General features: G+C 63.1%; 28 protein-coding genes. 16 read left to right on the plus strand and 12 right to left on the minus strand.

The features are described 5' to 3' along the window. Nucleotides 1-21: 21 nt before the first annotated feature. Both PSH73_RS13665 and PSH73_RS13670 read right to left on the minus strand, forming a co-directional pair. Complete coding sequence (locus tag PSH73_RS13665) at nt 22-1,419, minus strand: NarK family nitrate/nitrite MFS transporter (RefSeq protein ID WP_057959377.1); 1,398 nt, start codon at nt 1,417-1,419, stop codon at nt 22-24. Next, entirely contained in the window at nt 1,416-2,681 is a 1,266-nt protein-coding gene (locus tag PSH73_RS13670; RefSeq protein ID WP_081044233.1) for a nitrate/nitrite transporter, read from the minus strand. The genes PSH73_RS13665 and PSH73_RS13670 overlap by 4 nt, the downstream gene beginning before the upstream one ends. A gap of 310 nt (nt 2,682-2,991) precedes the next feature. On the opposite strand from PSH73_RS13670, the gene PSH73_RS13675 reads away from it, so the two are divergent. Beyond that, on the plus strand, nt 2,992-4,797 hold the full coding sequence (locus tag PSH73_RS13675; protein ID WP_115128332.1) for an ATP-binding protein: 1,806 nt from the start codon (nt 2,992-2,994) through the stop codon (nt 4,795-4,797). A gap of 11 nt (nt 4,798-4,808) precedes the next feature. After that, entirely contained in the window at nt 4,809-5,456 is a 648-nt protein-coding gene (narL, locus tag PSH73_RS13680) for a two-component system response regulator NarL (protein WP_081044232.1), read from the plus strand. A gap of 89 nt (nt 5,457-5,545) precedes the next feature. On the opposite strand, the gene PSH73_RS13685 is transcribed toward narL, so the two are convergent. Continuing rightward, nucleotides 5,546-6,406 (minus strand): DMT family transporter, encoded by an 861-nt coding sequence (locus tag PSH73_RS13685; RefSeq protein WP_057959373.1) that lies wholly within the window; start codon nt 6,404-6,406, stop codon nt 5,546-5,548. Nucleotides 6,407-6,519: 113 nt separating this feature from the next. Between PSH73_RS13685 and PSH73_RS13690 the strand changes: the two genes are divergently transcribed. The 3 genes from PSH73_RS13690 to PSH73_RS13700 are packed head-to-tail and all read left to right on the plus strand — an operon-like array spanning nt 6,520 to nt 9,333. Further along, on the plus strand, nt 6,520-7,407 hold the full coding sequence (locus tag PSH73_RS13690; RefSeq protein WP_198817527.1) for a LysR family transcriptional regulator: 888 nt from the start codon (nt 6,520-6,522) through the stop codon (nt 7,405-7,407). A gap of 47 nt (nt 7,408-7,454) precedes the next feature. Beyond that, nucleotides 7,455-8,135, plus strand: coding sequence for a Crp/Fnr family transcriptional regulator (locus PSH73_RS13695; RefSeq protein ID WP_057959371.1), 681 nt, complete (start codon nt 7,455-7,457; stop codon nt 8,133-8,135). 49 nt (nt 8,136-8,184) lie between these two features. After that, entirely contained in the window at nt 8,185-9,333 is a 1,149-nt protein-coding gene (locus PSH73_RS13700) for a MalY/PatB family protein (RefSeq protein WP_305460725.1), read from the plus strand. Between the two features lie 33 nt (nt 9,334-9,366). Here the strand turns inward: PSH73_RS13700 and PSH73_RS13705 are convergent, their stop codons facing one another. From PSH73_RS13705 to PSH73_RS13735, 7 genes are all read right to left on the minus strand, one after another. Next, nucleotides 9,367-9,582: a molybdopterin-binding protein gene (locus PSH73_RS13705; protein WP_003173733.1), complete on the minus strand. Its 216-nt coding sequence runs from the start codon at nt 9,580-9,582 to the stop codon at nt 9,367-9,369. Between the two features lie 117 nt (nt 9,583-9,699). Beyond that, entirely contained in the window at nt 9,700-12,090 is a 2,391-nt protein-coding gene (locus PSH73_RS13710) for a TonB-dependent receptor (RefSeq protein WP_305460727.1), read from the minus strand. Between the two features lie 161 nt (nt 12,091-12,251). Further along, nucleotides 12,252-13,187: a FecR domain-containing protein gene (locus PSH73_RS13715; RefSeq protein WP_057959368.1), complete on the minus strand. Its 936-nt coding sequence runs from the start codon at nt 13,185-13,187 to the stop codon at nt 12,252-12,254. Beyond that, entirely contained in the window at nt 13,184-13,702 is a 519-nt protein-coding gene (locus PSH73_RS13720; RefSeq protein ID WP_057436856.1) for a sigma-70 family RNA polymerase sigma factor, read from the minus strand. The genes PSH73_RS13715 and PSH73_RS13720 overlap by 4 nt, the downstream gene beginning before the upstream one ends. Nucleotides 13,703-13,855: 153 nt before the next feature. Then, complete coding sequence (locus PSH73_RS13725; RefSeq protein ID WP_081044231.1) at nt 13,856-14,023, minus strand: cytochrome C oxidase subunit IV family protein; 168 nt, start codon at nt 14,021-14,023, stop codon at nt 13,856-13,858. A gap of 50 nt (nt 14,024-14,073) precedes the next feature. Beyond that, nucleotides 14,074-14,640 carry a cytochrome c oxidase subunit 3 gene (locus PSH73_RS13730; protein ID WP_198817521.1) on the minus strand — a complete coding sequence of 189 codons (567 nt, stop codon included), beginning with the start codon at nt 14,638-14,640 and terminating at the stop codon, nt 14,074-14,076. Continuing rightward, nucleotides 14,624-15,400 carry a CbbQ/NirQ/NorQ/GpvN family protein gene (locus tag PSH73_RS13735; RefSeq protein WP_120733275.1) on the minus strand — a complete coding sequence of 259 codons (777 nt, stop codon included), beginning with the start codon at nt 15,398-15,400 and terminating at the stop codon, nt 14,624-14,626. The genes PSH73_RS13730 and PSH73_RS13735 overlap by 17 nt, the downstream gene beginning before the upstream one ends. 302 nt (nt 15,401-15,702) lie before the next feature. On the opposite strand from PSH73_RS13735, the gene nirS reads away from it, so the two are divergent. From nirS to PSH73_RS13790, 11 genes are all read left to right on the plus strand, one after another. Further along, nucleotides 15,703-17,271: a nitrite reductase gene (nirS, locus tag PSH73_RS13740; protein WP_232544800.1), complete on the plus strand. Its 1,569-nt coding sequence runs from the start codon at nt 15,703-15,705 to the stop codon at nt 17,269-17,271. Between the two features lie 24 nt (nt 17,272-17,295). Then, nucleotides 17,296-17,610, plus strand: coding sequence for a c-type cytochrome (locus PSH73_RS13745; RefSeq protein ID WP_057436867.1), 315 nt, complete (start codon nt 17,296-17,298; stop codon nt 17,608-17,610). Between the two features lie 16 nt (nt 17,611-17,626). Further along, nucleotides 17,627-17,953, plus strand: a complete 327-nt coding sequence (locus tag PSH73_RS13750) for a cytochrome c (protein WP_169960664.1) — start codon at nt 17,627-17,629, stop codon at nt 17,951-17,953. Further along, nucleotides 17,950-19,122, plus strand: coding sequence for a cytochrome D1 domain-containing protein (locus PSH73_RS13755; protein ID WP_305460730.1), 1,173 nt, complete (start codon nt 17,950-17,952; stop codon nt 19,120-19,122). Before PSH73_RS13750 ends, PSH73_RS13755 begins: the two co-directional genes overlap by 4 nt. Before the next feature lies 1 nt (nt 19,123). After that, a complete protein-coding gene (locus tag PSH73_RS13760) occupies nt 19,124-19,582 on the plus strand; it encodes a hypothetical protein (protein ID WP_057445047.1) in 459 nt (152 codons plus the stop codon). Further along, nucleotides 19,579-20,094, plus strand: a complete 516-nt coding sequence (locus PSH73_RS13765; protein ID WP_057436868.1) for an Lrp/AsnC family transcriptional regulator — start codon at nt 19,579-19,581, stop codon at nt 20,092-20,094. Before PSH73_RS13760 ends, PSH73_RS13765 begins: the two co-directional genes overlap by 4 nt. Further along, nucleotides 20,087-20,530, plus strand: coding sequence for an Lrp/AsnC family transcriptional regulator (locus PSH73_RS13770; RefSeq protein WP_057959363.1), 444 nt, complete (start codon nt 20,087-20,089; stop codon nt 20,528-20,530). The genes PSH73_RS13765 and PSH73_RS13770 overlap by 8 nt, the downstream gene beginning before the upstream one ends. Further along, nucleotides 20,505-21,035 (plus strand): Lrp/AsnC family transcriptional regulator, encoded by a 531-nt coding sequence (locus PSH73_RS13775; protein WP_057959362.1) that lies wholly within the window; start codon nt 20,505-20,507, stop codon nt 21,033-21,035. The genes PSH73_RS13770 and PSH73_RS13775 overlap by 26 nt, the downstream gene beginning before the upstream one ends. A gap of 57 nt (nt 21,036-21,092) precedes the next feature. Continuing rightward, nucleotides 21,093-22,271 carry a heme d1 biosynthesis radical SAM protein NirJ gene (gene nirJ / locus PSH73_RS13780; RefSeq protein WP_115128344.1) on the plus strand — a complete coding sequence of 393 codons (1,179 nt, stop codon included), beginning with the start codon at nt 21,093-21,095 and terminating at the stop codon, nt 22,269-22,271. A gap of 67 nt (nt 22,272-22,338) precedes the next feature. Then, complete coding sequence (gene cobA, locus PSH73_RS13785; RefSeq protein WP_115128345.1) at nt 22,339-23,172, plus strand: uroporphyrinogen-III C-methyltransferase; 834 nt, start codon at nt 22,339-22,341, stop codon at nt 23,170-23,172. Further along, complete coding sequence (locus PSH73_RS13790) at nt 23,169-24,629, plus strand: cytochrome D1 domain-containing protein (protein WP_057959359.1); 1,461 nt, start codon at nt 23,169-23,171, stop codon at nt 24,627-24,629. Before cobA ends, PSH73_RS13790 begins: the two co-directional genes overlap by 4 nt. Nucleotides 24,630-24,730: 101 nt before the next feature. Here PSH73_RS13790 and PSH73_RS13795 read toward each other — a convergent pair whose 3' ends face one another. Both PSH73_RS13795 and praB read right to left on the minus strand, forming a co-directional pair. After that, nucleotides 24,731-26,173: an outer membrane protein transport protein gene (locus PSH73_RS13795; RefSeq protein WP_216312071.1), complete on the minus strand. Its 1,443-nt coding sequence runs from the start codon at nt 26,171-26,173 to the stop codon at nt 24,731-24,733. Nucleotides 26,174-26,273: 100 nt separating this feature from the next. Next, the gene (gene praB, locus PSH73_RS13800) at nt 26,274-26,783 is read right to left on the minus strand and encodes an alkane oxidation protein activator PraB (protein ID WP_057436883.1); all 510 of its coding nucleotides are present in this window, start codon (nt 26,781-26,783) and stop codon (nt 26,274-26,276) included. Nucleotides 26,784-26,886: the final 103 nt, after the last annotated feature.

A 26,886-nucleotide genomic window follows, 5' to 3' on the forward strand; every position in this document is an offset into this window, starting at 1 on the left:
AGGTTTGAATTCGGGGTCGACTCAGCAGGGGGTCTCGGCGCCTTTGCGCGCATACCACCACCAGGTCACGACGATGCAGGTCAGGTAGAAGCCGACAAACATGTAGAACGCCATGGCCGGGCTGCCGGTGTAGGCCATGGACGAGCCAAAGGTCTTGGGGATGAAGAACGCACCGAAGGCGCCCATTGCCGAGCTGAAGCCCAGCACTGCTGCCGACTCCTTGCTGGCATCCTTGAGGGCTTGCTCACGCACGGCGGCAGGTTTGCCGGCGCTGGCCTTTTCATGCTGGGTGCGGAAGATCACCGGGATCATGCGGAAGGTGGAGCCATTGCCGATGCCGGTGGTGATGAACAGCAGCATGAACATGCCGAGGAAGCCGTAGAAGCTGCCGCCCTCGCCGTTCAGGGGCAAAAAGTGCAGGACGCCGAACACCATCACGATCATCAGCACGAAGTTCCACAAGGTCACCCGCGCACCGCCCAGTTTGTCGGCCAGCCAGCCACCCAATGGGCGTACCAGGGCACCTACCAGCGGGCCGAGGAAGGCGAATTTCAAGGCGTTGACGTCTGGGAACGAGGTCTTGATCAGCATCGGGAAGGCGGCCGAGAAGCCAATGAACGAGCCGAAGGTGGCCAGGTACAACCAGCACATCAGCCAGTTGTGCTTGCGCTTGAAGATCACCGCCTGCTCGCTGAACGAAGCGCGGGCGCTGGACAGGTCATTCATGCCGAACCAGGCAAACAGGGTCACGGTGATGATGAACGGTACCCAGATAAACCCGGCGTTCTGCAGCCACAACTGGCTGCCGTCTTCCAGGGTCTGGGGCTGGCCGCCAATCAGGCCGAACACACCGAAGGTAATCACCAGCGGCACGCAGAACTGCATCACCGACACCCCCAGGTTACCCAGGCCGGCGTTCAGGCCCAGGGCCGTGCCTTGCTGGGACTTGGGATAGAAGAAGCTGATGTTGGACATGCTCGAGGCGAAGTTGCCGCCACCGAAGCCGCACAGCAGCGCGATCAATACAAACACGCTGTAGGAGGTGCTCGGGTCTTGTACCGCGAAGCCCATCCACAGTGATGGAATCAGCAGCGACGCAGTGCTCAGGGCCGTCCAGCGGCGGCCACCGAAGATCGGCACCATGAACGAATAGAACACGCGCAAGGTGGCGCCAGACAGGCCGGGCAATGCCGCCAGCCAGAACAGCTGGTCAGTGGTGAAGCTGAAGCCGATGGCGTTCAGGCGCACGATCACCGTGCTCCACACCATCCACACGGCGAAGGCCAACAGCAGCGCCGGGATCGAGATCCACAGGTTGCGGGTCGCGGTCTGCTTGCCGCTGGCGCCCCAGAACGCCGGGTCTTCAGGGCGCCAGTCGTGGATCACCGGGCCCGAGTTGGGCTTTTGCGCGATAGTCATGCGGATTCTCCTTGGAGAGGCTGGGCCGCCGCTTTACCAAGCAGCGGTTGCTTGCGGATTTCGCTGAAGTACATCCAGGTCAGGGATACCCAGACCACGCCGTACATCAACATGAAGCAGGAGGAGCGCACGCCGGTGAGGTCCACCAGGGCGCCGAACATGATTGGCAGGACAAAGCCGCCAAGGCCGCCCGCCAGGCCGACGATGCCGGACACCGCGCCCATGTTTTGCGGATAGTCATTGGCGATGTACTTGAACACCGAGGCCTTGCCGAAGGCGAAGGCGATGCCCATCACAAACAGCAGCACGGTGAACAGGGTGGCGTTGAGGCCGATATGGAAGTCCAGCGGGCCATTGACGGTTTGCACCTGCAACTGGGTCTGCGGGTAGCTGAGCAGGAACAGGCAGATCCAGCTGACCCACAGCACCCACCAGGTCACGCTCTGTGCGCCCCAGCGGTCGGACATCCAGCCGCCCACAGCGCGCAGCACGCCACCGGGCAGGGAAAAGCACGCGGCCAACAGCGCGGCGCTTTGCAGGCTGAAGCCGTATTCCTGCACGTAGTACTTGGTCGCCCACAGCGCCAGGGCCACGTAGCCGCCGAACACAATCGAGTAGTACTGGCAGTAGCGCCACACGGCCGGGTCCTTGAGACACAGCAGTTGCTCGCGCAAGGTCGCGCCACCGGCACTGCGGTGGGCCTTGTTCTCGCTGGTGAGGAACCAGAACAGCAGCGCGGTGATAAACAGGATCGCGCTGAACACTTTCGGCACCAGGTGCCAGGTCCCCAGGGCAATCAGGGCCGGCGCCAGAAACTTGGTGACTGCAGCCCCCGCGTTGCCGGCGCCGAACACGCCCATGGCAAAGCCCTGGTTGTCTTTGTCGAACCACTTGGCGACGTAGGCGATACCCACCGAGAACGAGCCGCCGGCCAGGCCGACAAACAGCCCCAGCACAAGGAATTGCCAGAAGGCGGTGGCGTAGGTGATCAAGTACAGCGGCAGCACGCAGGTGAGCATCAAGACAAAGAACACGATGCGCCCGCCGAAGCGGTCAGTCAGCAGGCCCAGGGGCAGGCGCACCAGGGAGCCGGTCAGTACCGGGGTGGCGGCCAGCAGGCCGAACTGGGTTTCGTTGAGTTGCAGCAGCTCTTTGATCGGCACGCCGAGGACGGCGAACATCATCCAGACCATAAAGCACACGGTGAAGGCCAGTGTACTCATGCCCAGCACCAGGCCCTGTCTTACACGGGGTTGAGTCACGGTTTGCGCTCCCAGAAGTGATTCCATGAGCGCAGGTTAGGGGCGAGGCCCTCCAGGAACTTGACCCAGATCAACGTCCGCCTGGGGGGTATTGGCCTATGCTTAGCCCGTCTACCTCTAAGGAGGTAGGCCCAATAACAAGAGAAAGTCTTTATTTATCAATGGATTGATCTCTTGTGCCGGCTTTTTCCCGTGGGAGGGTCCGCCGGCAACTCTTTAGAGGTAGTGCGCCAGGGAATGCACAATTCAATGCTGTTTCCCGTGCCAGGTGCCGTCATGCTGCTGTTCTTACCCCTTCGATTACGCCGTGATGTTTAACTGGCTGCGCAGCTCCCTGCCCGCACGCGCCGGTGTCGCGGTGATCCTGATTGCAATCCTGGCCCTGGCCAGTTCCCTGAGCGCCGGGCTGATCGCCTGGTTCAGCCAGGGCGATGGCGCGGCCATCAACACCGCAGGCTCGGTGCGCATGGAGACCTACCACCTGAGCTGGAAGCTCGCCGACCATGCCCCCGCCAACGAGATCCAGGCCATCACTCAAAGCCTGCAACGGCGCCTCGACAGCCAGTCGCTGAAAGCGGTACTGGAAGACGGCCCCCACAGCGCCTTGCAACAGAGCTACCGGCAGATCCAGCAACACTGGAACCAGGAGCTGCGCCCGGCCATCGAGCGCGACGACGGCGCCCTCTTCCGCGAACGCGCGCCGGCCTTTGTCGAGCAACTGAACCAGTTCGTCAGCCTGTTGCAGCAACAGAGCGAGCACAAACAAGGCTGGCAACAGTTGATCCAGGGCCTGGCGCTGTTCAGCACGCTGATCATCCTGCTGCTTGGGCTGTATGAATTGCAGTACGGCGTGGTCACCCCCTTGAAGGAACTGGTGGACGCCACCCGGCGCTTTCGTGAGGGGGATTACCAGACCCGGGTCAATCACCGCTCCCAGGATGAGCTGGGGCAGTTGGCCCTGAGCTTCAACACCCTGGCCGAAACCATCGAGCAGTCCCACCGCACCCTGGAAAGCCAGGTGCAGCAAAAAACCCTCAATTTGCAACAGGCCAACGCCGCCCTGGAATTGCTCTACGAGAGCAGTCGCAGCCTGGCCACGCGCCTGGCCAACGCCGAAGGTCTCGACGAGTTGATCCGGCGCTTCCAGAAACGCCTGCCGGGCCTGCGCCTGTCGCTGTGCCTGCAAGGGCACTTCCTCGCCCCGGCGCAACAGATGCTCGCGCTGCACGGCGGCAACAGCCGCAACGTCTGCGCCATTGGCGATTGCGCGACCTGCGAGCGCCATCACGTGGCCCCGCCCCAGGTGTTCAGCATCAGCAACCAGGGCGCGGAACTGGGCGAACTCAAGGCGCACTTTGTCGACGGCCATGCGCCCCAGGCCTGGGAGCAACAACTGATCCAGGCCCTGGCCAACCTGATCGGCACCTCGCTGTCCCTCAAACGCCAGCGCGAACAGGACCACCGCCTTCTGCTGCTCGACGAACGCACCATCATCGCCCGCGAACTGCATGATTCCCTGGCCCAGGCCCTGTCCTATATGAAGCTGCAAGTCAGCCGCATGCAGACCCTGCTGCGCCGCGACGAACCCAAGGCCACCCTGGAAACCGTCACCGGCGAACTGCGCGAAGGCCTGAACAATGCCTATCGGCAACTGCGGGAGCTGCTCACCACCTTCCGCCTGCAAATCCACGATGCCGGGCTGGTCCAGGAGCTAAAAGACACCGCCGAGGAATTCTCCCGGCGTGGCGAGTTCCAGGTACACCTGCACGTGGATGCCCTGGCCTTCCAGCTGTCGGCCAGTGAACAGATCCACCTGTTGCAGGTGACCCGCGAAGCCCTGTCCAACTGCCTGCGCCATGCCCATGCCGAGAATGCCTGGCTGCAACTGCGCCAGCATGGCGAAACCGTCAGCCTGAGCATTGAAGACGATGGCCGCGGCTTCAGCGAGCCGGTGGACCAACGTGAACACCACGGCCTGACCATCATGGACGAACGCGCCCGCAGCCTGCACGGCCAACTGGACATTTCCTCCCGCGAGCCCCAGGGCACTCGGGTGCACTTGCTGTTTCGCCCGGAATTTCTCGGGCCCTCCCTACAAGAAGGTAGCTTGTCATGAACACGGCGCTCATCAACCCATCAGTCCGCCACCGCATCCTGCTCGTCGACGACCATCCGATGATGCGCCACGGCATGCGCCAGATGCTCGAACTGGAAGATGACCTGCACGTGGTGGGCGAAGCCGGCAATGGCGAAGAAGCCCTGGGCCTGATCGAATCGCTGCAACCGGACCTGGTGCTGCTGGACAACAACATGCCGCAGATGAACGGCCTGGAAACCCTGCGCCGCCTGCGGGCCATGGCCTATGGCGGCAAGGTCTTGCTGTTTACCGTGTCCGATGCCGAAGACGACATCCGCGACGCCCTGCGCCTGGATGCCAATGGGTATCTGCTCAAGGACATGGAGCCGGAGTTGCTGATCCAGTACATCCGCGATGCCCTGCACGGCGCCCTGGTGATCAGCCCCGGCCTGACTCGGGTGCTGGCCCAGGCCCTGCGCTCGCCCCAGCCCCATGCGGCGGTGGAACTGACCGAGCGCGAGCGGCAGGTGTTGAAGACCATTGCCGGGGGGTATAGCAATAAGGTGATCGGGCACAAACTGGGGATTACCGAGGGCACGGTGAAGGTGCATGTGAAGAACTTGCTGCACAAGCTGGGGTTGCGCTCGCGGGTGGAAGCGGCGGTGTGGGCGATGGAGCATTTGCGTCAGGCTGGTTAGGGACTGATGTACCGCCATCGCAACAACGGATCTGTACCCCAACCCAAACATGGCCATCGCCAGCCACCCAACGGCGACAGTCAGTTACGTCACCGCACTTTCACCGTCAACGCCCCCACACTCGCCAGGACAATCACCGTCCCCACAATCACCATTACCGAAGGCCGCTGCGCCAATATCACCCACGCCATCAGCATCGCCACCGGCGGTATGAGATAAAGCGCAATCGCTGCCCGACTGACCTGGCTATGCGTCAGCACATAAGCCCAGGCCAGGTACGCCAGCGCACTGGGAAAGATGCCCAGCACCAGCACTGCCAGGTTCACCGACACCGAAGCCTGGGCCAACTCCGCCGGCAGCCCTGGCAGATACACCAGCAGCAACGCCGTACCTGACCAGAGGGTGAAACACACCAGGGTCAGCCCGTCGTAATGCTGGGAATAACGCTTTTGCAGAGCGAAATACAGGCTCCAGGACGCCGCCGCCAGCAGGATCAACAACCCATGCCCATCCAGCTCGCCCAAGCCGCGATCCCCTACCGCCACGACTCCGGCGCCGAGCAGGCCGCCGAGCACGCAACCCCACTGCCAGGCCCCGAGCCGCTCCTTGAACAGCGTGCTGGCAAGTAACGCGCTGAACAAGGGCGTGGATTGCGCCAGGACGCTGGCAGCGCCGGCACTCACACCGCGCTGGCCGTAGTTGAGGGCGATGTGGTGCAGCGTCACGGCAAACAATCCCAGCACCGCAAACAAAGGCAAATCCCGCAGTCTGGGCCGGGAAATCCCCTTGATCCAGGCCACACCGGCCATGAACCCGGAGGCGATCAAAAAACGCAACAACGCCAGGTTATCGGGCGCATAAGCTTGCAACGCGATATGGATGCCGATCGGCGAATACGCCCAGCAGAGAATGACGAAGAGTGTTGCCAGGATAATTTTTGCACGGGGCATGAGCGTTCTCAGGGACGTGGCAGCGCACAGGCACTGCCTGGCAAAAGTATGAGAAACCCCAGCCCCGGAAAAAAGTGACTTAAACTGAGCCCACTCTTCACTCCAGGTGAACCATGGAACTGTCCCAACTGCGCATGTTCAAGGCGGTCTACGAACTGGGCAGCATCGCCCGTGCGGCGAAGCAGCTGCATTGCGTGCCGTCCAATATCACCGCAAGGCTCAAGTCCCTCGAGCAGGAACTCGGCGTCGCGCTGTTTGTGCGCGAGGGCCGGGGTCTGCGGGTCAGCCCCGCCGGCGAAGTGTTTATCGAATATGCGACGAAAATCCTCGACCTGACCGAAGCCTCCCGGCGTGCCGTCGCCCCCGGTGGCGCGCCCCATGGGCGACTGCGCATCGGTGCTATCGAGTCCAGTGCAACCGGGCGCTTGCCACAGCTGCTGGCGCGTTATCACGCGTTGTACCCCCAAGTGTCGCTGGAGTTGAGCACCGGCACCTGGTCGCAGTTGCTCGATGATATCCAGCACCATCGGCTGGACGCGGCGATTGTCGCCGTGGATGTGCAACGCCCCGGGCTGGAAAGCGCGGTGCTGTACAGCGAAGACCTGGTACTGATTGCCCCCACGTCGCTGGGCCCGGTGCGCAGCGTCGCGGATCTGCAGGGCCTGACCCTGTTTATGTGGCCCTCAGGTTGCCCCTATCGCCTGGCGCTGGAGCAGTGGTTGTCTCGCCACGACCAGGTCTGCCCCATCGTCAGCATCGCCAGCTACGGCACGATTGTCGGTTGTGTCAGTGCTGGCAGCGGCGCCGCGCTGGTGCCTCGGGGGATCTACGAGCAATACCGCCAGGGTGCCAACTGGCAAGGCCATGAGTTCGCGGAACTGACGCACATCGACAACCGGTTTTACTGGCACGCCCATGCAGGTTGTCACCCGGCCCGGGACGCATTTTCGGCACTGCTGCGCGAACACTCCCTCTACGGAGCTACCTCCAACGAGGCATAGGCCCCGCCGGCCGCACGCCCTACCATGGGCGGGAGCGGAGGTACGCCATGTTGACCCACCCATCCATCGTCTTAACCCTGCGCCGGCATCATCTGTTCAGTCCGTTGCCGGAGAAGATCTTCCAGGACGTCTGCACCCTGGCCAACCTCAAGCGTCTGCCCGGGCATGTGACCCTGATGCACCAGGGCGACCCTGCCGATCGGTTTTTCCTGCTGGTCAGCGGCCAGGTCAAGTTGCACCGGGTCACCGGCGAAGGCCAGGAGCATCTGGTGGAAGTCATCCGCCCCGGCCAGACTTTTGCCGAAGCCCTGTTGTTCAGCCAGGCCAAGGCGTACCCGGTAAGTGCCACGGCGCTCAAGGACAGCGTGCTGGTGAGCATCGAGGGCCATCATTACCGCAAGGCCCTGGAGGACCAGCCGCAGATCTGCCTGGCGATCCTCGGCACGATGAGCATCCACCTGCATCAACGCCTGAAGGACATCGACACCCTGAGCCTGGCCAACGCCAGCCGCCGGGTCATCAGCTTCCTGATCCAGGAGCGCGATCTGGCCAGTGGCGATGTAGTGCTGCAAGTGCCCAAGCGCCTGGTGGCCTCCAAACTGGGGATTCAGCCAGAAACGTTTTCGCGGATTCTGCATCGGCTGGTGGACGCCGGGCTGATTGAAGTGCAACGGCGCACCATCCGCATTATGTGCGAGGAGCAATTGATGACCTATCAGGCCGGCTGACTTAGAATCGACGGCATTCTTCGCCCGCCTTCCTGACACGAGCGCCCCCATGAGCTTTGATTTCGACACGATCCACCCTCGCCTCGGCACCGGCAGTACCAAGTGGAGCCGTTACCCAGAAGATGTCTTGCCGATGTGGATTGCCGACATGGATATCGCCGCGCCACCGGCGATCCTCAAGGCCCTGCACGCACGCCTGGACCAGCAGATGCTCGGCTACAGCGTCGCCCGGCCAGAAGTGCGCGAAGCGATCATCCGCGACCTGTGGGACAAGTACGCCTGGCGCGTGCAGCCCGATGAACTGTTGTTCCTGCCGGGCGTCGAGCCCGGTTTCAACATGGCCCTGCACGCCTTTGTCCAGCCAGGCCAGTCGGTGGTGTTGCAAACCCCCAACTATGCGCCGCTGCGCCATGCCGCGGGCAACTGGAACCTGCCCAAGATCGAAGTGCCCTTCGAACTGAACGACCAGGGCGAATACCTCACCCCCCTGCCCGCTTTGCGCCAGGCCTTGAAAGGCGCCGGTGCGTTGCTGTTGAGCAACCCCCACAACCCACTGGGCAAGGTGTTCCCCCGCGAGGAGCTGCTGGCCGTGGCCAACGCCTGCCTGGATCAGGGCACGCTGATTATCTCTGACGAAATCCATGCCGAGCTGTGCTTTGACGGGCGCCGGCATATCCCCATCGCGTCGCTGAGCGCAGAAATCGCCCGCCGCACCATTACCCTGATGTCAGCCAGCAAGGCCTACAACGTCGCCGGCCTGAAGACCTGCTTTGCCATTGTCCAGGACCCACTTATCCGCGAACGCTTCAACAAGGCGCGCTGCGGCATGGTCGACAGCGTCAGCCCCCTGGGCCTGGAAGCCACCTGGGCGGCCTATAGCCAATGTGATGAATGGTTGAAAGCGTTGGTGGCGTACCTGCAAGACAACCGCGACTACCTGCTGGATGCCGTACAAAAACGCCTGCCCGGCGTGGTCATGCATGCCCCGCAAGGCACCTACCTGGCCTGGCTGGATTGCAGCGCCCTGGGCCTGGACGACCCACAGCGGTTTTTCCTGGAACAGGCCAAGGTGGGTTTGAGTGCAGGTGTGGAGTTTGGCGATGACAGCCAGCAGTTCGTGCGCTTGAACTTCGGCTGCCCGCGGGCGTTGCTCGAAGAAGGTATTTCACGCCTGGAACGTGCGCTGAAAACCTTGTAAGCGCCGGCTTGCCGACGCCTGCAAGGGCTGGACTCAGAGCTTGGCGATGGACACTTCGGTGGATTTGACGAAGGCAATCACTTCGCTGCCCACCTTCAACTCCAGGTCGCGCACCGAGCGGGTGGTGATCACCGAAGTGACGATTCCGGACGCCGTCTGCACGTCGATTTCGGACACCACTTCGCCGAGCAGGATCTCCTTGATCACGCCCTTGAACTGGTTGCGCACGTTGATCGCTTTGATGGTCATGTGGGTTTTCCTTTCAATGTTGGGTCAATCCGCACGAATGCGCAGGCCTTTAAAATGCGCCCTCCGCACCAACAATAAAAGGAATAAATAACTATTTATTTATTCCTTTTTTGAATATTAAAAACCCACTGTTGCCGACACCAGCCACGTTCGCGGCGTCGACAGTGTCAGGCCCGGCGCGCTGTCGCTGGAGGTCGCGGCCGACGCCCAGTAAGTGGTGTCCAGCACATTCTCCACGGTCGCGCGCAGGGTCACCGGGTTTTCCTTGACCTTGAAGGTGTAGCGCGCGCCCAGGTCATAGCGTTCCCAATTGTCGATTTTCTGCTGGTTGGCCGCATCCAGGTACTGCGCGCCGGTATGGATCGCACGGGCGGTCAGGGTCACGCCTTGCAGGCGTGGGATATCCCATTCGGCGCCCAGGTTGACGTTGGCAATCGGCGCACCGGTGCCGCGCTTGCCGTCGGTCAGGCCCTGGGCGGTCTTGGTCTGTTCGCTGTCGAGCAGCATCACCCCACCGAGCAGGCGCACGCCCGTCAGGGGCTCGCCAAACACGTTCAGTTCCACACCCTGGTTGCGCAATTCGCCGTTGGGCTTGAAGAAACCCTGGCTGTCGATGCCATAGGCCGGCTGCTTGATCCGGAACACGCTGGCGCTCATGCCGAAGCTGCCCATGTCGTACTTGGCGCCGACTTCCACCTGCTTGCTCTTGGTCGGTGGGAAGATCGCGTTTTCATTGCGCACCCCGCTCGATGGCGCGGTCTCGCCCTGGCTCAAGCCTTCCATGTAGTTGGTGTACAGGGACAACTGATCGGTGACTTTCACCACCAGGCCCAGGGCCGGCGAGGTAGCTTGTTCGTCGTACTCCGGCTGGTCCTTGATGCCATTGCTCCAGGAGGTGACCTGGACCTTTTGCAGGCGGGCGCCGAGGGTCAGCAGCACCCGCTCATCAAAAAACGCCAGGGTGTCGGCCAGGGCCAGGCTGGTGAAACGGTTTTCGGTGTGGGTGCTGGTGTCCCAGCGCACGGCCTTGCCTGGGTGGGGCAAAACCACCGGGTTGTAGAGGTTGCTCTTGCCGGGGGTGTAGCGCTCGCCGGCATTGTCGAAATCCATATTGAACTGATTGAGGCTGACATTGAGGGTGTGCCCTACCGAGCCGGTGTCGAACCAACTGCGCGCGCCGACGGTGACGGTCTTGACGTCTTCGTCGCGACGGAAGCTGCGCGGCACCACGGTGAAGTCGCCATTGCTCTGGGTTGCCTGCACGCCGTGGCGCAGGAAGTCGTAGTTGCCTTTGCGCGCCCCGGCTGCGGCATAGACCATCAATGAATCGCTGACATCAAACTCGCCACGCACCGCGCCAAAGGTGTCTTTGGTATGGGAATAGGTCCAGGACTGGGCGAAGTTGTCACGGATGTCCTTGGCCTTGGGCATCACGCTACCCTTGGCGATTTCCACGCGCTCCTGAGGTGCGTCGCCGGTGCGTTCCTGGCGCCCGAGGTCGAGGGACAGGCGCACCCGCTCCTTGCGGTAGTCGAGGCCGATCACTGTCATTTCACGGTCCACCTCCTGATGATCCCATTCGGTATCGCCGGACTGCTTCACGCCATTGAAGCGCACGCCAAACTGCTGCTCATCGCCAAACCGCCGACCGATATCCACCGCCCCCCCGAACTGCCCGGCCGAGGCATAGCTGCCGGTGAACTCGGTGAGCGGTGTGTCGCCGGCGCGCTTGGGCTCGATATTGATCCCGCCACCGATGCTGCCCCGAGGCGCGATGCCACCGAGCAAGGCGCCGGGGCCCTTGAGGATATCGACGCGCTCGACCATTTCCATGTCGATGGCGTAGGTCGGCAGCACGCCATACAGGCCGCCGTAGGACACATCACTGTTGAACAGGCTGAAACCGCGCACCGAGAACTGCTCGAAACGCCCGCCGGCCGGGTTGGTGATGCGCACCGAAGGATCGCTGGCAACCATCTCGCCGAGGGTCCGCGCCTGCAGGTTTTTCACTGCCTTGGCGGTATAGGACGTGAGGTTGAACGGCGTATCCATAAAGTCGCCGTCGCCGAGCATGCCCTGCGCACCTTTGCGCGTGACCTGGTCACCGGCGTAGGTTTCGGCGACGGGTGTGTTCGCGGCCCCGAGAATCGAGGTGGCTGGCAACTGGTAGGTACCGCCCTGCGGCGCGGGGATCAAGGTGTAGGCACGCTCACCCACCGCCTGCAATTGCAGGCCCGAGCCCTGCAGCAGACGCGCGAAGCCTTCCTCGACGGCAAACTCACCGGAGATCCCGGCGCTTTGGCGGCCGCCGACCAGGGCCGGATCGACCGACAGATTGACCCCGGCCAGCCCGGCAAAGCGGGTCAACGCACTGCCCAGGGTGCCGGCCGGCACCTGATAACTGCGTCGGGCCGCGTCCTCGGCCCAGCTCACAGGAACAAACAACGGACTGGCACTCAGGCTCAGCACCAAACTCAGGCGCAACAATGATGGCGGGACGACGGGCATTAAAAGGCTCTCTGTTTTCGTTCACTTGCCTTGGATGACAGGCGAGCCGAAAAAAAGGGCCACGGTCTTGCGAACTGGCCGATAAAAAGGTGGGAAAGGGCTTGTGTGGGAGTGGGCTTGCCCGCTCCCCCATGGGATCTGCCGGGACAATAAGATCGCGATCAGCCCAGGGTTTTGCGCGGCTGCAGCGTGACCCAATAGCGTGTGCGGAACTGCACCTGCAGCCCATGAGTGGTGGCCAACAGGCTGAGGATGGAGTCGGTGTCGTCCAGGCGGAAACTGCCGGTGACGCGCAAGGTTTCCAGGCTCGGGTCCCAGCGCAGGACGCCCGGGCGGTAGCGATCCAGTTCGCGCAGGAAGTCACCCAGCGCCTGGTTCTGCGCCGTCAGTACACCGTCGCGCCACCCCAGTTGCTGCACGTCGAACGGCATCGGCGCCCCCAGCCCCACAGGTTGCAGCCGTATTTGTTGCCCACCTTGCACCCAGGCAGCACGCCCGTGCCCGTCGAGTACTTGTACCCGGCCCTTGAGTACCGACACCAGGCAAGCATCCGCCAACTGGCGCACGCAGACCACGGCCTGGCTGGCGATAACCTGGCCATAACGGTTGTGTACGTTCAGCGCCGCCGTACCGGGTACAGTCAGCGCCATCTCCCCTTCGACCAGGGTCAGGCGCCGCGCAGCGAGGTCCACATCCACCGCGCTGGCGGTGTTCAGTTGCAGGGTGCTGCCATCGACCAGCGGCACGCGCTTGCGCTCGCCAGTGGCGGTATGCAGGTCGGCACGCCATACGTCGAGGGGTAACTGGCGACTGAGCAACCAGGCCGCCGGCACCAGCGCAGCCACGCCCAGGGCACGCTTGAGCACGGCGCGCCGGCCCGGTTGCGGGCGGTCGAGGCTGGCCATGGCCAGGGAGGATGGCAAGTCGGCAAAGCGCTGGCGCAGCAGTTGCGCTTTTTGCCAGGCCTGTTCGTGCTGGGGATGGCTGTCGCGCCATTGTTGCAAGCCGGCATGGTCGCGCTCGCCAGCGGTGCCGGATTCCAACAGCGCCAGCCAGTGCGCCGCGGCCCGGGCCACATCCGCTGGGGTACGGCTCACAGTTCCACCAGCAGGCAATGTTCGTAGGCCTGGGCCATATAGCGCTTGACCGTGCGCTCCGAGACCTTGAGACGCTCGGCAATCTCCCGGTAGCCCAGGCCTTCGAGCTGGCTCCAGAGAAACGCCCGGCGCACCACCGGCGCCAGACCGTCAAGCAATTCATCCAGGGCCTGCAGGGTTTCCAGTAGCAACCAGCGTTGCTCCGGCGACGGCACGCACTCTTCAGGCAGGCGTGCCAAGGCATTCAGATACGCCTGCTCCAGGCTGCGGCGCTGGTGGAAATTGACCAGCAGGCGCTTGCCCACCGTCACCAGATAGGCCCGTGGTTCCTGCAATTGCGCCACTGGCTGGGCGCTGGCCAGCACCCGCAGGAAGGTGTCCTGGCTCAGGTCGGCGGCATCCCAGGCGTTGCCCAGGCGCCGGCGCAACCAGCTTTCCAGCCAGCTGCGATGGTCGCGGTACAAGGTGCTCAGGCTGGGTTCTGCGGCGGTCGTTGGCAATACGGCATCATTCATGGCAAGCGAACCCTGGGCGGCGCGAGTGAGTCTCAAATGAGATTCATTCTATTTAATATCCCTGCGCCACACCATGATCTTTTTACCGGGCAGACCGCCGGCTCTCCTTGAAGTCTTTGCCCACTCCCACAGCCAGGAGGTCCATCATCGTCATCAACGCATCACGACCATCCCTGCCACCAGCACCACCGGCCACGCCAACATCGCCGCCCGCCATCCCCAAGGCGCATGCCGCAGTTCCATAAACCCATCGGCAATCACCCAGGCCTTGGCCACCGCTGCCAACACCACCAGCCACCACCAGCCCGCCGCACCGGACATGACGGTGCCCACGCTGAGCAGCACCAGCCCGGCCCAGCACGCCAGCAACTTCACAACACGTACACCAACGGAAACAGCACCACCCACACCAGATCCACCATATGCCAATACAACACCCCGGACTCGAAACCCGACTGACGCCCCGGACCATAGGCCCGGCGCCAGCAGCGCAACGCCAACCACGCCAGGATCAGCATGCCCAACAGCACATGCAGAAAATGAAACCCGGTCAAAATCCAGTACAGGGTAAAGAACGTGCTGCGCTCCAGGCCCAGGCCGGCCGCAGCCAGGTGCCCGTACTCGCCAAGTTTGATCCACACATAAACCGCCGCCACCGCCAGTCCCAACGCCAATAACCCACCTGCCCGCCGTGGGCGACCTGCAATGACCTGTTGCTGTGCCAACGCGGCGAGTAGGCCGGCCGTCAGCAGGCTGAGGGTCATCGCCAGGCCGGTGGAGGTATCCAACTGTGCGCGGCCCTCGGCAAAGACCTCGGGCCGCAGCGTCTGGGTCACGGCAAAGGCGAGGATCAGAATCGCAAACACCGAGAGTTCGGCGAGGATAAAGAACCACATCGCCAAATCACCCGGCAGCCGCCGCTCAACTGAAATGAACATCAACCACGTCCATCAGGGCCGCGACGGTTTGTGGGTCGTCGCTCAGCGCTTCCGCCAGGCAGGCCATGCAGGCTTCGCGCGGGAGCATGCCAGCGGCAATCAGGCGGGCGGTGAAGATCAGCAAGCGCGTGGACGCCACTTCTTCCAGGTCATGCTGGTCCAGCCGGCGCAAGGCCTGCCCCAGGCGCACCACCTGGGCCGCCAAGGCGCCATCCACCTGGGCTTCGCGGGCGACGATGCGCTCTTCTTCGGCTGTCGCGGGATAACCAAAGCGCATCGCCACAAACCGCTGGCGGGTGCTGGGTTTCATTCCTTTGAGCAGGTTCTGGTAACCGGGGTTGTAGGACACCACCAACATGAACGACGGCGGCGCCTTGAGGACTTCGCCCGTGCGTTCCAGGAACAGCTCGCGACGGTCATCGGCCACCGGGTGCAGGACCACGGCGGTGTCTTGCCGTGCCTCGACCACTTCGTCCAAGTAGCAAATGCCCCCTTCACGCACTGCGCGGGTCAACGGGCCGTCCTGCCACCAGGTGCCCTGGGCGCCGATCAGGTGGCGGCCGATCAGGTCGGCGGCGCTGAGGTCGTCGTGACAGGCCACGGTATACAGCGGCAATTGCAGACGGTGGGCCATGTGCTGGACGAAGCGGGTCTTGCCGCAGCCGGTGGGGCCCTTGATCAGCACCGGCATGCGGTGACGCCAGGCGTGCTCGAACAACTCATGTTCGTTGTTGACGGCTTGGTAGAAGGGTTCGGTCATAGCGCACCTTGCATGGACAGCGGGTTTGGCAGCCACGCTACGGGGGCCTGCGACAACCTGGCAAGCCGTACTCAGGGCAAACTTGATCGCCGTCAAGCGGTCATTCACCCGCCGCGACATAGTCTCTGCTGGCACTAAGAACCTGCGCTCTACCCAGATCGCAAAGGTCTTGCCTGAGGAGATATGGAATGCTGACTCGCAACAAAACACCCTTCGTACTGACGCTGGCCAGGCTCAGCTGCGCGCTGGCCCTGGCCCTCTCAACACAGGCCTTCGCCGCGGCTCCCGCGCCGGCTGCAGCCATGGTCAAGAGCCCTGGCGCACCGGACTTGAGCCAAGCCGAGTTCGATGCATCGAAGCAGATTTACTTCGAGCGCTGCGCCGGTTGCCATGGTGTGTTGCGCAAAGGCGCCACCGGCAAGCCGCTGACCCCGGACATCACCCAGGCCCGGGGCCAGGCGTATCTGGAAGCCCTGATCACCTACGGTTCCCCCGCCGGCATGCCGAACTGGGGTACCTCCAATGCGCTGACCAAGGCGCAGATCACCAGCATGGCGACCTTCATCCAGCACACCGCGCCCACCCCACCGGAATGGGGCATGGCCGAGACGCTCAAGACCTGGAAGCTGCTGGTCAAACCCGAAGACCGTCCGAAGAAGCAGCTCAACCAGCTGAACCTGGAAAACCTGTTCTCCGTGACCCTGCGTGACGACGGCAAAATCGCCCTGATCGACGGCGACAGCAAGAAAATCGTCAAGCTCATCGACACCGGCTACGCCGTGCACATCTCGCGGATTTCCGCTTCGGGCCGCTACCTGCTGGTGATCGGCCGTGACGCCAAGATCGACATGATCGACCTGTGGCCTGCCGAGCCGACCAAAGTCGCCGAGATCAAGGTGGGCATCGAGGCCCGTTCGGTGGAGACCTCCAAGTTCAAAGGCTATGAAGACAAGTACGCGATTGCCGGTTCCTACTGGCCGCCGCAGTTCACCATCATGGACGGCGAGACCCTAGAGCCCAAGCAGATCGTTTCGACCCGCGGCATGACCGTGGACAAGCAGGAATACCACCCGGAACCACGGGTGGCGGCGATCATCGCGTCCCACGAATGGCCCGAGTTCATCGTCAACGTCAAAGAAACCGGCAAGGTCATGCTGGTCAATTACCAAGACATCAAAAACCTCACCATCACCACCATCGACGCCGCGCCCTTCCTGCACGACGGCGGCTGGGACAGCACCCATCGCTACTTCATGACGGCGGCGAACAACTCCAACAAGGTTGCAGTGATTGACTCCAAGGAGCGCAAGCTCACCGCTCTGGTGGATGTCGGCAAGACCCCGCACCCCGGCCGTGGCGCCAACTTTGTACACCCGCAATACGGTCCGGTGTGGGCCACCAGTCACTTGGGTGACGGTGGGGTTTCGGTGATCGGCACCGACCCGGTCAAGCACCCGCAGTACGCCTGGAAGCAAGTGACCTCGCTCAACGGCCAGGGCGGTGGCTCGCTGTTTATCAAGACCCACCCCAACTCGCGGCACCTGTATGTCGACACCACGCTCAACCCCGACACCAAGCTCAGCCAGTCGGTCGCGGTGTTCAACATCGACAAGCTCGACGCTGGCTACACCGTACTGCCGATTGCCGAATGGTCGGGCATCAAGCAAGGCGCCCTGCGCGTGGTGCAGCCGGAATACAACAAGGCAGGCGATGAAGTGTGGTTCTCGGTGTGGAACGGCCAGGAAGAGGAGTCGGCGCTGGTGGTGGTCGATGACAAGACCCTCAAGCTCAAGAACGTGATCCGGGACAAGCGCCTGATTACCCCGACCGGCAAGTTCAACGTCTACAACACCCAATTCGACATTTATTGAGCTTCATCAACAAGAGGCAAACCAATGAAAAATATCCTGCTTGCACTGGCGACCCTGGGCGCGGCCCTGAGCCTGTCCACCGCAATGGCCGATGACGGCGCGGCGCTGTTCAAGAGCAAACCCTGTGCCGCCTGCCACACCATCGACAGCAAGATGGTGGGCCCGGCGCTCAAGGAAGTGGCGGCAAAAAATGCCGGCGTCAAGGACGCTGACAAAACCTTGGCCAGCCACATCAAGAACGGCACCCAGGGTAACTGGGGACCGATTCCGATGCCGGCCAACCCCGTCACGGATGCCGAAGCCCTGACCCTCGCCCAATGGGTGTTGAGTCTGAAATAAGCACAAGGAGCGCGCCATGCAAATCTCGATGATCGGTTCGGCCATGGCGCTGCTCTTTCTCATTCCTGCGCCGGTGCACGGAGCACCGGCGCCTGCGCGCCAGGTCCAACTGGAACACCTGTTGACCCAGGACTGTGGCGCCTGCCACGGCCTGCACCTGACCGGTGGCCTGGGCCCGGCCCTGACCCCGCAAGCCCTGTCCGGGCAAACCCGCGACAGCCTGATTGCCACCGTGACCTATGGCCGCCCTGCCCTGGCGATGCCCGGCTGGGCGCCGTTGCTCAATGCCGGCGATATTGCCTGGCTGGTGGATCGCCTCCTGCAAGGAACCCCCGCGCCATGATCCGTCCCCTGCTTGCCTGCATTGCCGGCCTGTTGCTCACCGCCTGCTCCCATCCACCGTTGCGCGGCAGCGGCGACCTGGGCCTGGTGGTGGAGCGCGCCAGCGGCAGCCTGCTGATTATCGACAGCAGCCACCAGGCCCGCCTGGCACGGGTCGCGGGGCTGGGCGACCTGTCCCACGCCTCGGCAGTGTTTTCCCGGGACCAGCGCTACGCCTACCTGTTTGGCCGTGACGGCGGGCTGACCAAGGTCGACCTGCTGACCCAGCGCATCGACAAACGCCTGATCCAGGGGGGCAACAGCATCGGTGGCGCGATCAGCCAGGACGGGCGTTTGATTGCCGTCTCCAACTACCAGCCCGGTGGCGTCAAGGTGTTCGACGCCGTGACCCTGCAACAGGTGGCCGATATCCCGGCCACGCCCCTGGCCGACGGCAAACGCTCGCGGGTGGTGGGCCTGGTGGATGCGCCGGGGCAACGCTTTGTGTTCAGCCTGTTCGATACCGACGAAATCTGGAGCGCCGATTTCAGCCAGGGCAACACCCCGGCCATCACCCGCTTCACTGGCATTGGTCGCCAGCCCTATGACGCGCTGATCACCGCCGATGGCCGTTACTACATGGCCGGGTTGTTTGGCGAGGACGGCATGGCCCAGCTCGACTTGTGGCACCCCGAACATGGGGTCAAGCATGTGCTCGCCGACTACGGTCGCGGCCAGCAAAAACTGCCGGTGTACAAGATGCCGCATCTGGAAGGCTGGGCCGTGGCCGATAACCAGGCCTTCGTGCCCGCCGTGGGCCGCCATCAGGTGCTGGTGATGGATGCGCGCACCTGGCAACAGACCGCCACCATTGCCGTGGCCGGCCAACCGATTTTTGTCACCGCACGGCCCGACGGGCGCCAGTTGTGGGTCAACTTCGCCTACCCGGACAACGACCGGGTACAGGTGCTCGACACTGAAACCCACCAGGTGGTCGCGGACCTGCGTCCCGGCCCTGGTGTGCTGCATATGGAATTCACCGGGCGCGGTGAGCAGCTGTGGCTGTCGGTTCGCGACGGCCAACAGGTGCAGGTCTGGGATCCTTATCGCTTGACCTTGCTCAAGACCCTGCCGGCCGAAAGCCCCAGCGGAATCTTCTTCAGCAGCCGCGCGCAAAAAATGGGGTATTGAGATGGAACTTGACGAGCTCACCACGCGCCTGATCGACCGCTATCAACATGGCATGCCGCTGTGCGCCGAGCCTTACAGGGAAATGGCCAACACCCTCGGCTGCAGCGAGAAACAGTTGATGGCCTGCCTGCAACGCCTGGAACTGGCAGGCGCACTGTCACGGGTCGGGCCGGTGTTCGATCACAGCCGCGCCGGGGCCAGTACCCTGGCCGCCCTGGCGGTGCCCGCCGAACGCCTGGAGCAGGTGGCCGCGCGCATCAGTCGCTATCCCGAGGTCAATCACAACTACGCCCGCGAGCATCACTACAACCTATGGTTTGTGCTGACCGGGCCCAATCGCCGGCACCTGGAACAGATTCTCGACGAACTGGAAAAAGACACCGGCCTGATCCCTCTGGACCTGCCGATGCTCACCTCCTACCGCATCGACCTGGGCTTTGCCCTGGGAGGCCACCTGTGATCGCGCCGCTGAACCACGAGCAACTGCTCGACCTGCGCCAATGCCTGGAGCGCGGCCTGCCGAGGGTGTCGCGGCCCTATGAAGACCTGGCCGAGCAGATCGGCGCCCATCACCAGCAAGTGTTGCGGCAGATGCAGCAATGGCAGGAGCAGGGCCTGTTCCGCCGCGTCGGCCTGGTGCTCAACCACCGCGCCCTGGGCTTTGTGGCCAACGCGATGCTGGTGCTGGATGTGCCCGATGCGCTGATCGACGAAGTCGGCCAGCGCCTGGGTTGCGCGCCGGGCATCACCCTGTGCTATCAGCGGCCACGGCGCTTGCCGCACTGGCGCTACAACCTGTTCTGCATGGTCCACGGGCGTGAGCGCGCAGCGGTGCAGGCGCAGATCGAGGCACTGTTGCAACAGCACCTGCTCAGCGACCTGCCCCACCACCTGTTATTCAGCACACGCATGTTCAAGCAGTGCGGCGGGCGTTTTGCGCCACCGCCATCCCAGGTATGGGCCCATGGATGAACTTGACCGTCAGTTGATCAACCGCCTGCAACGGGGCCTGCCCCTGGTTCGTCACCCGTGGCAGTTACTGGCTGCAGAGCTGCACAGCACGCCCGACGAACTGCTCGACCGCCTGCACCTGCTGCTCGAAGACGGCGTGCTGACGCGCTTCGGGCCGATGTTTGATATTGAGCGCCTGGGCGGCGCCTTCACCCTGGCCGCCCTGGCGGTACCTGAAGCACGCTTTGAACAGGTCGCGGCGCAGCTCAACGAACTCCCGCAAGTGGCCCATAACTACCGGCGCGAGCATCACTGGAACATGTGGTTTGTGCTGGCCTGCGGCACCGCCGAAGACCTCGAGCAGACCCTCTCGCACATCCACACCATCACCGGGCTTGAGGTGCTTAACCTGCCCAAGGAGCAAACCTACCATGTCGGTCTGTACTTCCCGGTTTGACGAGAGCCTGGCCCAGCGCTTGATCCATTTGACCGACGCCGGCCTACCCCTGTTGGAAGACCCCTGGACCTGGCTCGCCGAGCAATTGGGGATCAGCGTCGAATCCACCCTGGATCTGCTCAAGCGCTTGCAGGGTGAAGGCGCGATCCGCCGGATCGCCGCCGTGCCCAATCACTATCGCTTGGGCTATCGCCACAACGGCATGACCGTGTGGGATGTGTGCGATGAACAAATGCCGCGCCTGGGCGAACTGATCGGCGCCCAAACCTTTGTCAGCCACTGCTATCGCCGGCCCCGGCGCGCGGACTGGCCCTACAACCTGTTCGCCATGGTCCATGGCCGCAGCCGCGAAGAGATCGACAGTTATCGTGAACACCTGCGCTTCTTGCTGGGCGATGCCAGCCGGGCGGGCGAGATGTTGGTGAGCAGTCGCATCCTGAAAAAAACCGGCCTGCGCCTGACCCAACGATCCACGGTGGAAGCTGCCCACACAGATGCTGGATGACCCACCGCCAACGCAGCCCCGCAGGGCGAGACAGCTCCCCCACACAAGGACCACTCCATGCTTAGGATCAGTCATTACCTGCGCACCCTGGCCGGCCAATGCCCACCACCGCGCAGCGCCAAACCGGGCAGCGACCGCGCGCCGGTGGTGATCTGGAACCTGCTGCGCCGCTGCAACCTGACCTGCAAGCACTGCTACGCCACCAGCGCCGACAGTGTGTTCCGCGATGAGCTGGATACCGAGGCCGCGCTGAAGGTGATCGACGACCTGCACGACGCAGGGGTCAAGGTGTTGATCCTCTCGGGCGGCGAGCCCTTGCTGCGCGATGACCTGTTCCAGCTCAGCGCCTATGCCCGCGCCAAGGGCTTTTTCGTGGCGCTGTCGAGCAATGGCACGTTGATTGACGAAGGCAATATCCAGCAGATCGCCGATGCGCGCTTTGACTATGTGGGCATCAGCATTGATGGATTGAAGGCCACCCACGATGCATTCCGCCAGTGCGAGGGCAGTTTCGAGCGCTCGATGCATGCCATCAGCCTGTGCCGCCAGGCTGGCATTCGTGTAGGCCTGCGCACCACCCTGACCCAGGAAAACCACGCGCAGTTGCCGCAACTGCTGGGGCTGATGCGCGAATACGATGTGCAGAAGTTCTACCTCTCGCACCTCAACTACAGCGGGCGCGGCAAGCGCAGCCGGCAACTGGACGCCCATCAGCAGATGAGCCGCGACGCCATGCTGATGATCTTCCAGCAGGCCTGGAACGACGTCCAGAACGGCGTGGCCAGCGATTTTGTGAGCGGCAACAACGACGCCGACGCCGTGCTGTTGCTGCAATGGGTGCATCAGCATTTGCCGGAACACTACCCGCAACTCGAACACCTGCTGCATGCCTGGGGCGGCAATGCCTCGGGCAGCGGTATCGCCAATATCGACAACACCGGCGAAGTGCACCCGGACACTTACTGGTGGCAACACTCGGTGGGCAATGTGCGCCGCACCTCGTTTCGCGAAATCTGGCTGGAACGCCCCGACCCGTTACTGCTGCGCCTGCGCCAATACCCGCGGGAGGTCGGTGGCCGTTGCACCGACTGCCGCTGGCTGAACATCTGCAACGGCAACACGCGCACCCGCGCCTGGGCCGACGGCGATCTCTGGGGCCCGGACCCCGGTTGCTACCTCAGCAACGCAGAAATCGCCCGCACCCCGCCCACCTTGATTCCTTGCTCGGCACGCTGAACCACCGGCCGCTCACCTGGTGAAACAACCGGGGAGCGCCAACCTGATGATGAACCAAGGAAGTCTCATGCACTCAACCTACGCCTTACCCTACGCGCTGCACAGCCCCTTCCACCCCGGCGAAGTCGCCCTGGTCGGCGCCGGTCCCGGCGACCCGCGCCTGTTGACCCTGCGCGCCTGGAGCCTGCTGATGCAGGCGGATGCAGTGGTGTTCGATCGCCTGATCAGTGCCGAGTTGCTGACCCTGATCCCGCTGACCTGCGCCCGCCATTACGTGGGCAAGGCCAGCGGTTATCACAGCCTGCCCCAGGAGCAGATCAATGAACTGCTGGCCGAACTGGCTCAGCAAGGACAGCGCGTGGTGCGGCTCAAGGGCGGCGATCCCTTCGTGTTTGGCCGCGGTGCCGAAGAGCTGGAATACCTGTTGGCGCAAGGGGTGTCGTGCCAGGTAGTGCCAGGCATCACCGCAGCATCCGGCTGCAGCGCCTATGCGGGCATCCCGTTGACGCACCGTGATCTGGTCAACTCGTGTCGCTTCGTCACCGGGCATTTGCAGCGCGACGGTGAGTTGAAATTGCCCTGGGACAGCCTTGCCGACGGCAGCCAGACCCTGGTGTTCTACATGGGCCTGTCGAACCTGGCGATGATCGCCGAACGCCTGATCGGCGCCGGGCTGTCCGCCGAGACGCCGGCGGCGCTGATCTGCAACGGGGCCCGCGTCGACCAGCAAGTGCATCGCGGCACCCTGCGCCAACTGCCGGCCCTGGCCCTGATGTGCGAGCCCGGCGTGCCGACCTTGACGGTGATCGGGCATGTGGTGGATCTGTTTGCCGATGCGCCCCTGCACTACCCCGCCAGCCTCGCGCCCGCTCACCTCGCGCGGCCCAGGGTGGCAGTATGAAGCGCCTGTGGCTGGTGCCGCTGCTCTGGGCCAGCGCCGCCCACGGTGCGCCGGATGCCGCCGCCGATTACCAGCAGCATTGCCAGAGCTGCCATGGCCTCAACCGGGTCGGCAGCACCGGCCCGGCGTTGTTGCCGGAGAGCCTGGGGCGGATCAAGCCGGCCGAGATTCGCCAGGTCATCGAACACGGTCGCCCGGCCAGCCAGATGGCGGCATTCGCCGGTCAACTCAGCGCGCAACAGATCGACGGCCTGGTGACGTTCCTGCAACAGCCGCCCGCCACGCCCGCGACCTGGAACGAGCAGGATATCCGCAGCAGCCACCGCCAACTGGCCGACCTCAGCCAACTGCCGAGCACCCCGCAGCATCACGCCGACCCGCTGAACCTGTTTGTGGTGGTGGAATCCGGTGACCATCACATCGACATTCTCGACGGTGACCGTTTTGAGGTGCTCGACCGTTTTGCCTCGCACTTTGCCGTGCACGGCGGGCCGAAGTTTTCCCCGGATGGGCGCTTTGTGTACTTTGCTTCGCGCGACGGCTGGATCAGCCTGTATGACCTGCATAACCTCAAGCTGATCGCCGAGGTTCGCGCCGGCCTCAATACCCGCAACCTGGCGGTGAGCAAGGACGGGCGCTGGGTGCTGGTGGGCAATTACCTGCCGGGCAATCTGGTGGTGCTGGATGCGCGCGACCTGTCGCTGGTCAAGACCCTGCCGACGAATTCGCGGGTCAGCGCGGTGTACACCGCGCCGCCGCGCAACAGTTTTATCGTCGCCCTCAAGGATGTGAATGAGGTCTGGGAGTTGTCCTACGCGGCCGCGACCCCGAGCTTCGAGCCCCGGCGCATCCAGGCCCAGGACGTGCTCGATGACTTTTCCTTTTCCCCTGACTACCGGCAACTGCTCGCCACTTCGCGCAAGGCCGGTGGCGGGCAAGTGATCGACCTCGACTCCGGGAAGGTGGTCACCGACATCGCGCTGTCGGGTATGCCGCACCTGGGCTCGGGGACCTACTGGCAACGCAATGGGCAGTGGGTGTTTGCCACGCCGAATATCAGCAAGGGGCAGATCTCGGTGCTGGACCTCAAGACCTGGAAACTGATCAAGGAAATTCCCACCCTCGGGCCGGGGTTCTTTATGCGCAGCCACAGCAACTCGCGCTATGTGTGGAGTGATGTGTTTTTCGCACCCGGCAACGATGCGATCCACTTGATCGACAAGCAGACCCTGGAAATCGCCCATACCCTGCGGCCCATGCCGGGCAAGACCGCAGCACATGTGGAGTTCACCAAGGATGGGCGCTACTTGCTGTTGAGCATCTGGGATCGCGAGGGCGCGTTGATCGTGTATGACAGCCAGACGTTGCAGGAGGTCAAGCGGATCCCCATGAACAAGCCTTCGGGCAAGTACAACGTGGGGAACAAGATTGAGTTTGCGGAGGGGACTTCGCATTGATGGGGGGGCTGGATGGCTGGCGACAGTGGTGTGCCAGCCAGTAGCGGCGGTGACTGAAGGGCCGCCATCGCGGGCAGGCCCGCTGCCACACGGGATCTGGATCAGAAGGCGTAGGTAGCCCCCAGGCTGAGCACTTCGCCCTTGAGCTGGGCCTTGCCGTCCAGCGACGCCGCGCCAAGGCGATCAACGTTCTTGGTCTTGAGCTTGACGGTTTCTACAAACTGCCGTGAATAGGCACCGTCGATACTCAAGCCCGGAACCGCCCGGATGTTGTAGCCAAACCCCAGGGACGCAAATATCCGATCGCCATCAGGAATCCGCGGGTCACGGGTGGAGTTGGGGGTCGGGGTCTGGTCAAAGGCCACGCCGCTGCGCAGGGTGACGTCATCGGTGAGTTGGTAGTCGCCGCCTAGGGCGTACATCCAGGTGTTCTTGTAGTTGTAGGGAATCGACACCAGGGTGCTGCCCTCCGACTTCAAGGTCAGGGCCTTGAACGATGACCATTGGGTCCAGGTGGCACTCACGCCCAGGGTCAGGCGGTCGGAGAACTGGTGTACCCAATCCAGGGAGGCATTGGCCGGGATGTCCAGTTGGGCCGAGGCATTGGCGCCACCGGGATACAGATGCAGGCCTGGATAGGCCAGTTCGACCAGGGTCTTGCCATCCAGCACAGGGGTGGTCATGACATCTCTGGAGAGTGCATCGGCGTAGATATTGTATTTGCCCTCCAGCTTGTTCTTGATCTTGGCGTGGTAGTTCAGGCCCAAGGTATCCCGGGAGGTCGGCTTCCAAGCCATACCGGCAAACCAGCCCAGGGAAGTGTTGTCGACTTTGACCCGCATCAATGCCAGGCCCTGGCCGGCGGGAAACGGCGTGTAGCCCAGGTCCGGCGACTGCGCGGCGGCGGCGTAGAGGTCAACGTTCTGGCTTACAAAGCCTGTGGTGTGCTGCAAAATCCCCCCGCCACCGATGGAGAACTGATCATTGACCTTGAACGACAGCGAACCGGTCAGGCCCACGGTTTCGATTTTGGTGTCTACCGCAAAGTCCCGGCCCTTCCAGTCCTCGTCCCACGTCGTGCGGGCCCCCATGGGCACCACCTGGCTCAGGCCAAAGGCAAAACGCTCGTTGATCGGGATAACCGTAAAGCCCGTCGGTGCCCAGGCTTCAAACCCACCCTGGCCACCGTCACCGGTGCGCGGCGTCGAGGTCGGCAGGCCGGTATCAGGATCAAGGACCGTAATGGATGCGGGATTGCCCGCGTAGTCATACGCCGAGCCTTTGTACTTGATGTCGATATTGGCGTAGTTGAGGGTGAACTGCGAAACGGGCCGGTCGATAAAGGCCATCGCCGCCGGGTTGTTGAAGGCCGCTGATGGGTCGTTCCTGAACAGCGAACCGCCACCGAACGCCCGGCCCCAGCCTGCGGTGTTGGCAGTCGGCGTCATGAACCCGCCGGCCTGGACCGGGCACGCCGCAACCGTCAGCCCACCCAACACTGCCAGGGCAAAGAATGCCAGGACCTGCTGTTTGTTGTGTTTCATGCACCACTCCGTCGTATCGTTACCCACCCCAGCAGGTGCCTCGAATAAGGCACCTGCCTTTCACGGGTGATCAGCCCTTTGCACTAGCAAGCGCGATGGCTCAAGGCGCCACGCTAAGGCTCGGGACCTTGACGGTCAGGGACTGGACGGCGCAGTTGCCGGAAAGCGGCTGGTTTTTACCGGTCAACGTGCGAGTCGCCTGGTTCCACTCGCCATTGAGGGTACCCGGGCCGCAGTTGGAGGAAGGGAACGCCACGGTCCAACCCACGTTTGAGACGGTGCCGCTACCGATGCCGGTGCTCGCGTTATAGCTGGTCGCGGTCAATACCCAACCCGGAGACGGAACGTTTTTCATCTTCGGCAGATTGCACAGGCCACCGCCAGTGAGCGTTGCCGAAGTGATGGTGGCTACGCCTGCGGATACATTGCCGCCGAAAGTGACGCCGCAGGTAATGGGAGCCCCGAAGGAAGATGGCGACGTTACAACAATCGTGCCTGCCTCAGTGGTAAATGGACCTTCCGGGATAATCGACACGGCGCTGGCCATGGAAGCCGCCCCGAACAACAGAGCAAACGAACTTACACGAACGAGGGCTTTCAAACTTTTCATTATTTTTCCTCACATGGATGGCGAACTATTTCGCCGGGGTAATGGCCATGAGCAAGAGTTCACATTGAAGCTGTGACACCCCCCTCTCCGACCAAATCTCAAT

The organism is Pseudomonas sp. FP2294 (genome assembly GCF_030687625.1).
Lineage (GTDB): Bacteria > Pseudomonadota > Gammaproteobacteria > Pseudomonadales > Pseudomonadaceae > Aquipseudomonas > Aquipseudomonas shahriarae.

Bases quoted from the DNA above. Each gene is read 5' to 3' on its own strand.
- PSH73_RS13665 (WP_057959377.1), bottom strand. From the start codon at position 1,419: ATGACTATCGCGCAAAAGCCCAACTCGGGCCCGGTGATCCACGACTGG.
- PSH73_RS13675 (WP_115128332.1), top strand. From the start codon at position 2,992: ATGTTTAACTGGCTGCGCAGCTCCCTGCCCGCACGCGCCGGTGTCGCG.
- PSH73_RS13685 (WP_057959373.1), bottom strand. From the start codon at position 6,406: ATGCCCCGTGCAAAAATTATCCTGGCAACACTCTTCGTCATTCTCTGC.
- PSH73_RS13690 (WP_198817527.1), top strand. From the start codon at position 6,520: ATGGAACTGTCCCAACTGCGCATGTTCAAGGCGGTCTACGAACTGGGC.
- PSH73_RS13695 (WP_057959371.1), top strand. From the start codon at position 7,455: ATGTTGACCCACCCATCCATCGTCTTAACCCTGCGCCGGCATCATCTG.
- PSH73_RS13700 (WP_305460725.1), top strand. From the start codon at position 8,185: ATGAGCTTTGATTTCGACACGATCCACCCTCGCCTCGGCACCGGCAGT.
- PSH73_RS13705 (WP_003173733.1), bottom strand. From the start codon at position 9,582: ATGACCATCAAAGCGATCAACGTGCGCAACCAGTTCAAGGGCGTGATC.
- PSH73_RS13710 (WP_305460727.1), bottom strand. From the start codon at position 12,090: ATGCCCGTCGTCCCGCCATCATTGTTGCGCCTGAGTTTGGTGCTGAGC.
- PSH73_RS13720 (WP_057436856.1), bottom strand. From the start codon at position 13,702: ATGAATGATGCCGTATTGCCAACGACCGCCGCAGAACCCAGCCTGAGC.
- PSH73_RS13725 (WP_081044231.1), bottom strand. From the start codon at position 14,023: ATGTCCGGTGCGGCGGGCTGGTGGTGGCTGGTGGTGTTGGCAGCGGTG.
- PSH73_RS13730 (WP_198817521.1), bottom strand. From the start codon at position 14,640: ATGTTCATTTCAGTTGAGCGGCGGCTGCCGGGTGATTTGGCGATGTGG.
- PSH73_RS13735 (WP_120733275.1), bottom strand. From the start codon at position 15,400: ATGACCGAACCCTTCTACCAAGCCGTCAACAACGAACATGAGTTGTTC.
- nirS (WP_232544800.1), top strand. From the start codon at position 15,703: ATGGTCAAGAGCCCTGGCGCACCGGACTTGAGCCAAGCCGAGTTCGAT.
- PSH73_RS13745 (WP_057436867.1), top strand. From the start codon at position 17,296: ATGAAAAATATCCTGCTTGCACTGGCGACCCTGGGCGCGGCCCTGAGC.
- PSH73_RS13750 (WP_169960664.1), top strand. From the start codon at position 17,627: ATGCAAATCTCGATGATCGGTTCGGCCATGGCGCTGCTCTTTCTCATT.
- PSH73_RS13755 (WP_305460730.1), top strand. From the start codon at position 17,950: ATGATCCGTCCCCTGCTTGCCTGCATTGCCGGCCTGTTGCTCACCGCC.
- PSH73_RS13760 (WP_057445047.1), top strand. From the start codon at position 19,124: ATGGAACTTGACGAGCTCACCACGCGCCTGATCGACCGCTATCAACAT.
- PSH73_RS13770 (WP_057959363.1), top strand. From the start codon at position 20,087: ATGGATGAACTTGACCGTCAGTTGATCAACCGCCTGCAACGGGGCCTG.
- PSH73_RS13775 (WP_057959362.1), top strand. From the start codon at position 20,505: ATGTCGGTCTGTACTTCCCGGTTTGACGAGAGCCTGGCCCAGCGCTTG.
- nirJ (WP_115128344.1), top strand. From the start codon at position 21,093: ATGCTTAGGATCAGTCATTACCTGCGCACCCTGGCCGGCCAATGCCCA.
- cobA (WP_115128345.1), top strand. From the start codon at position 22,339: ATGCACTCAACCTACGCCTTACCCTACGCGCTGCACAGCCCCTTCCAC.
- PSH73_RS13790 (WP_057959359.1), top strand. From the start codon at position 23,169: ATGAAGCGCCTGTGGCTGGTGCCGCTGCTCTGGGCCAGCGCCGCCCAC.
- PSH73_RS13795 (WP_216312071.1), bottom strand. From the start codon at position 26,173: ATGAAACACAACAAACAGCAGGTCCTGGCATTCTTTGCCCTGGCAGTG.
- praB (WP_057436883.1), bottom strand. From the start codon at position 26,783: ATGAAAAGTTTGAAAGCCCTCGTTCGTGTAAGTTCGTTTGCTCTGTTG.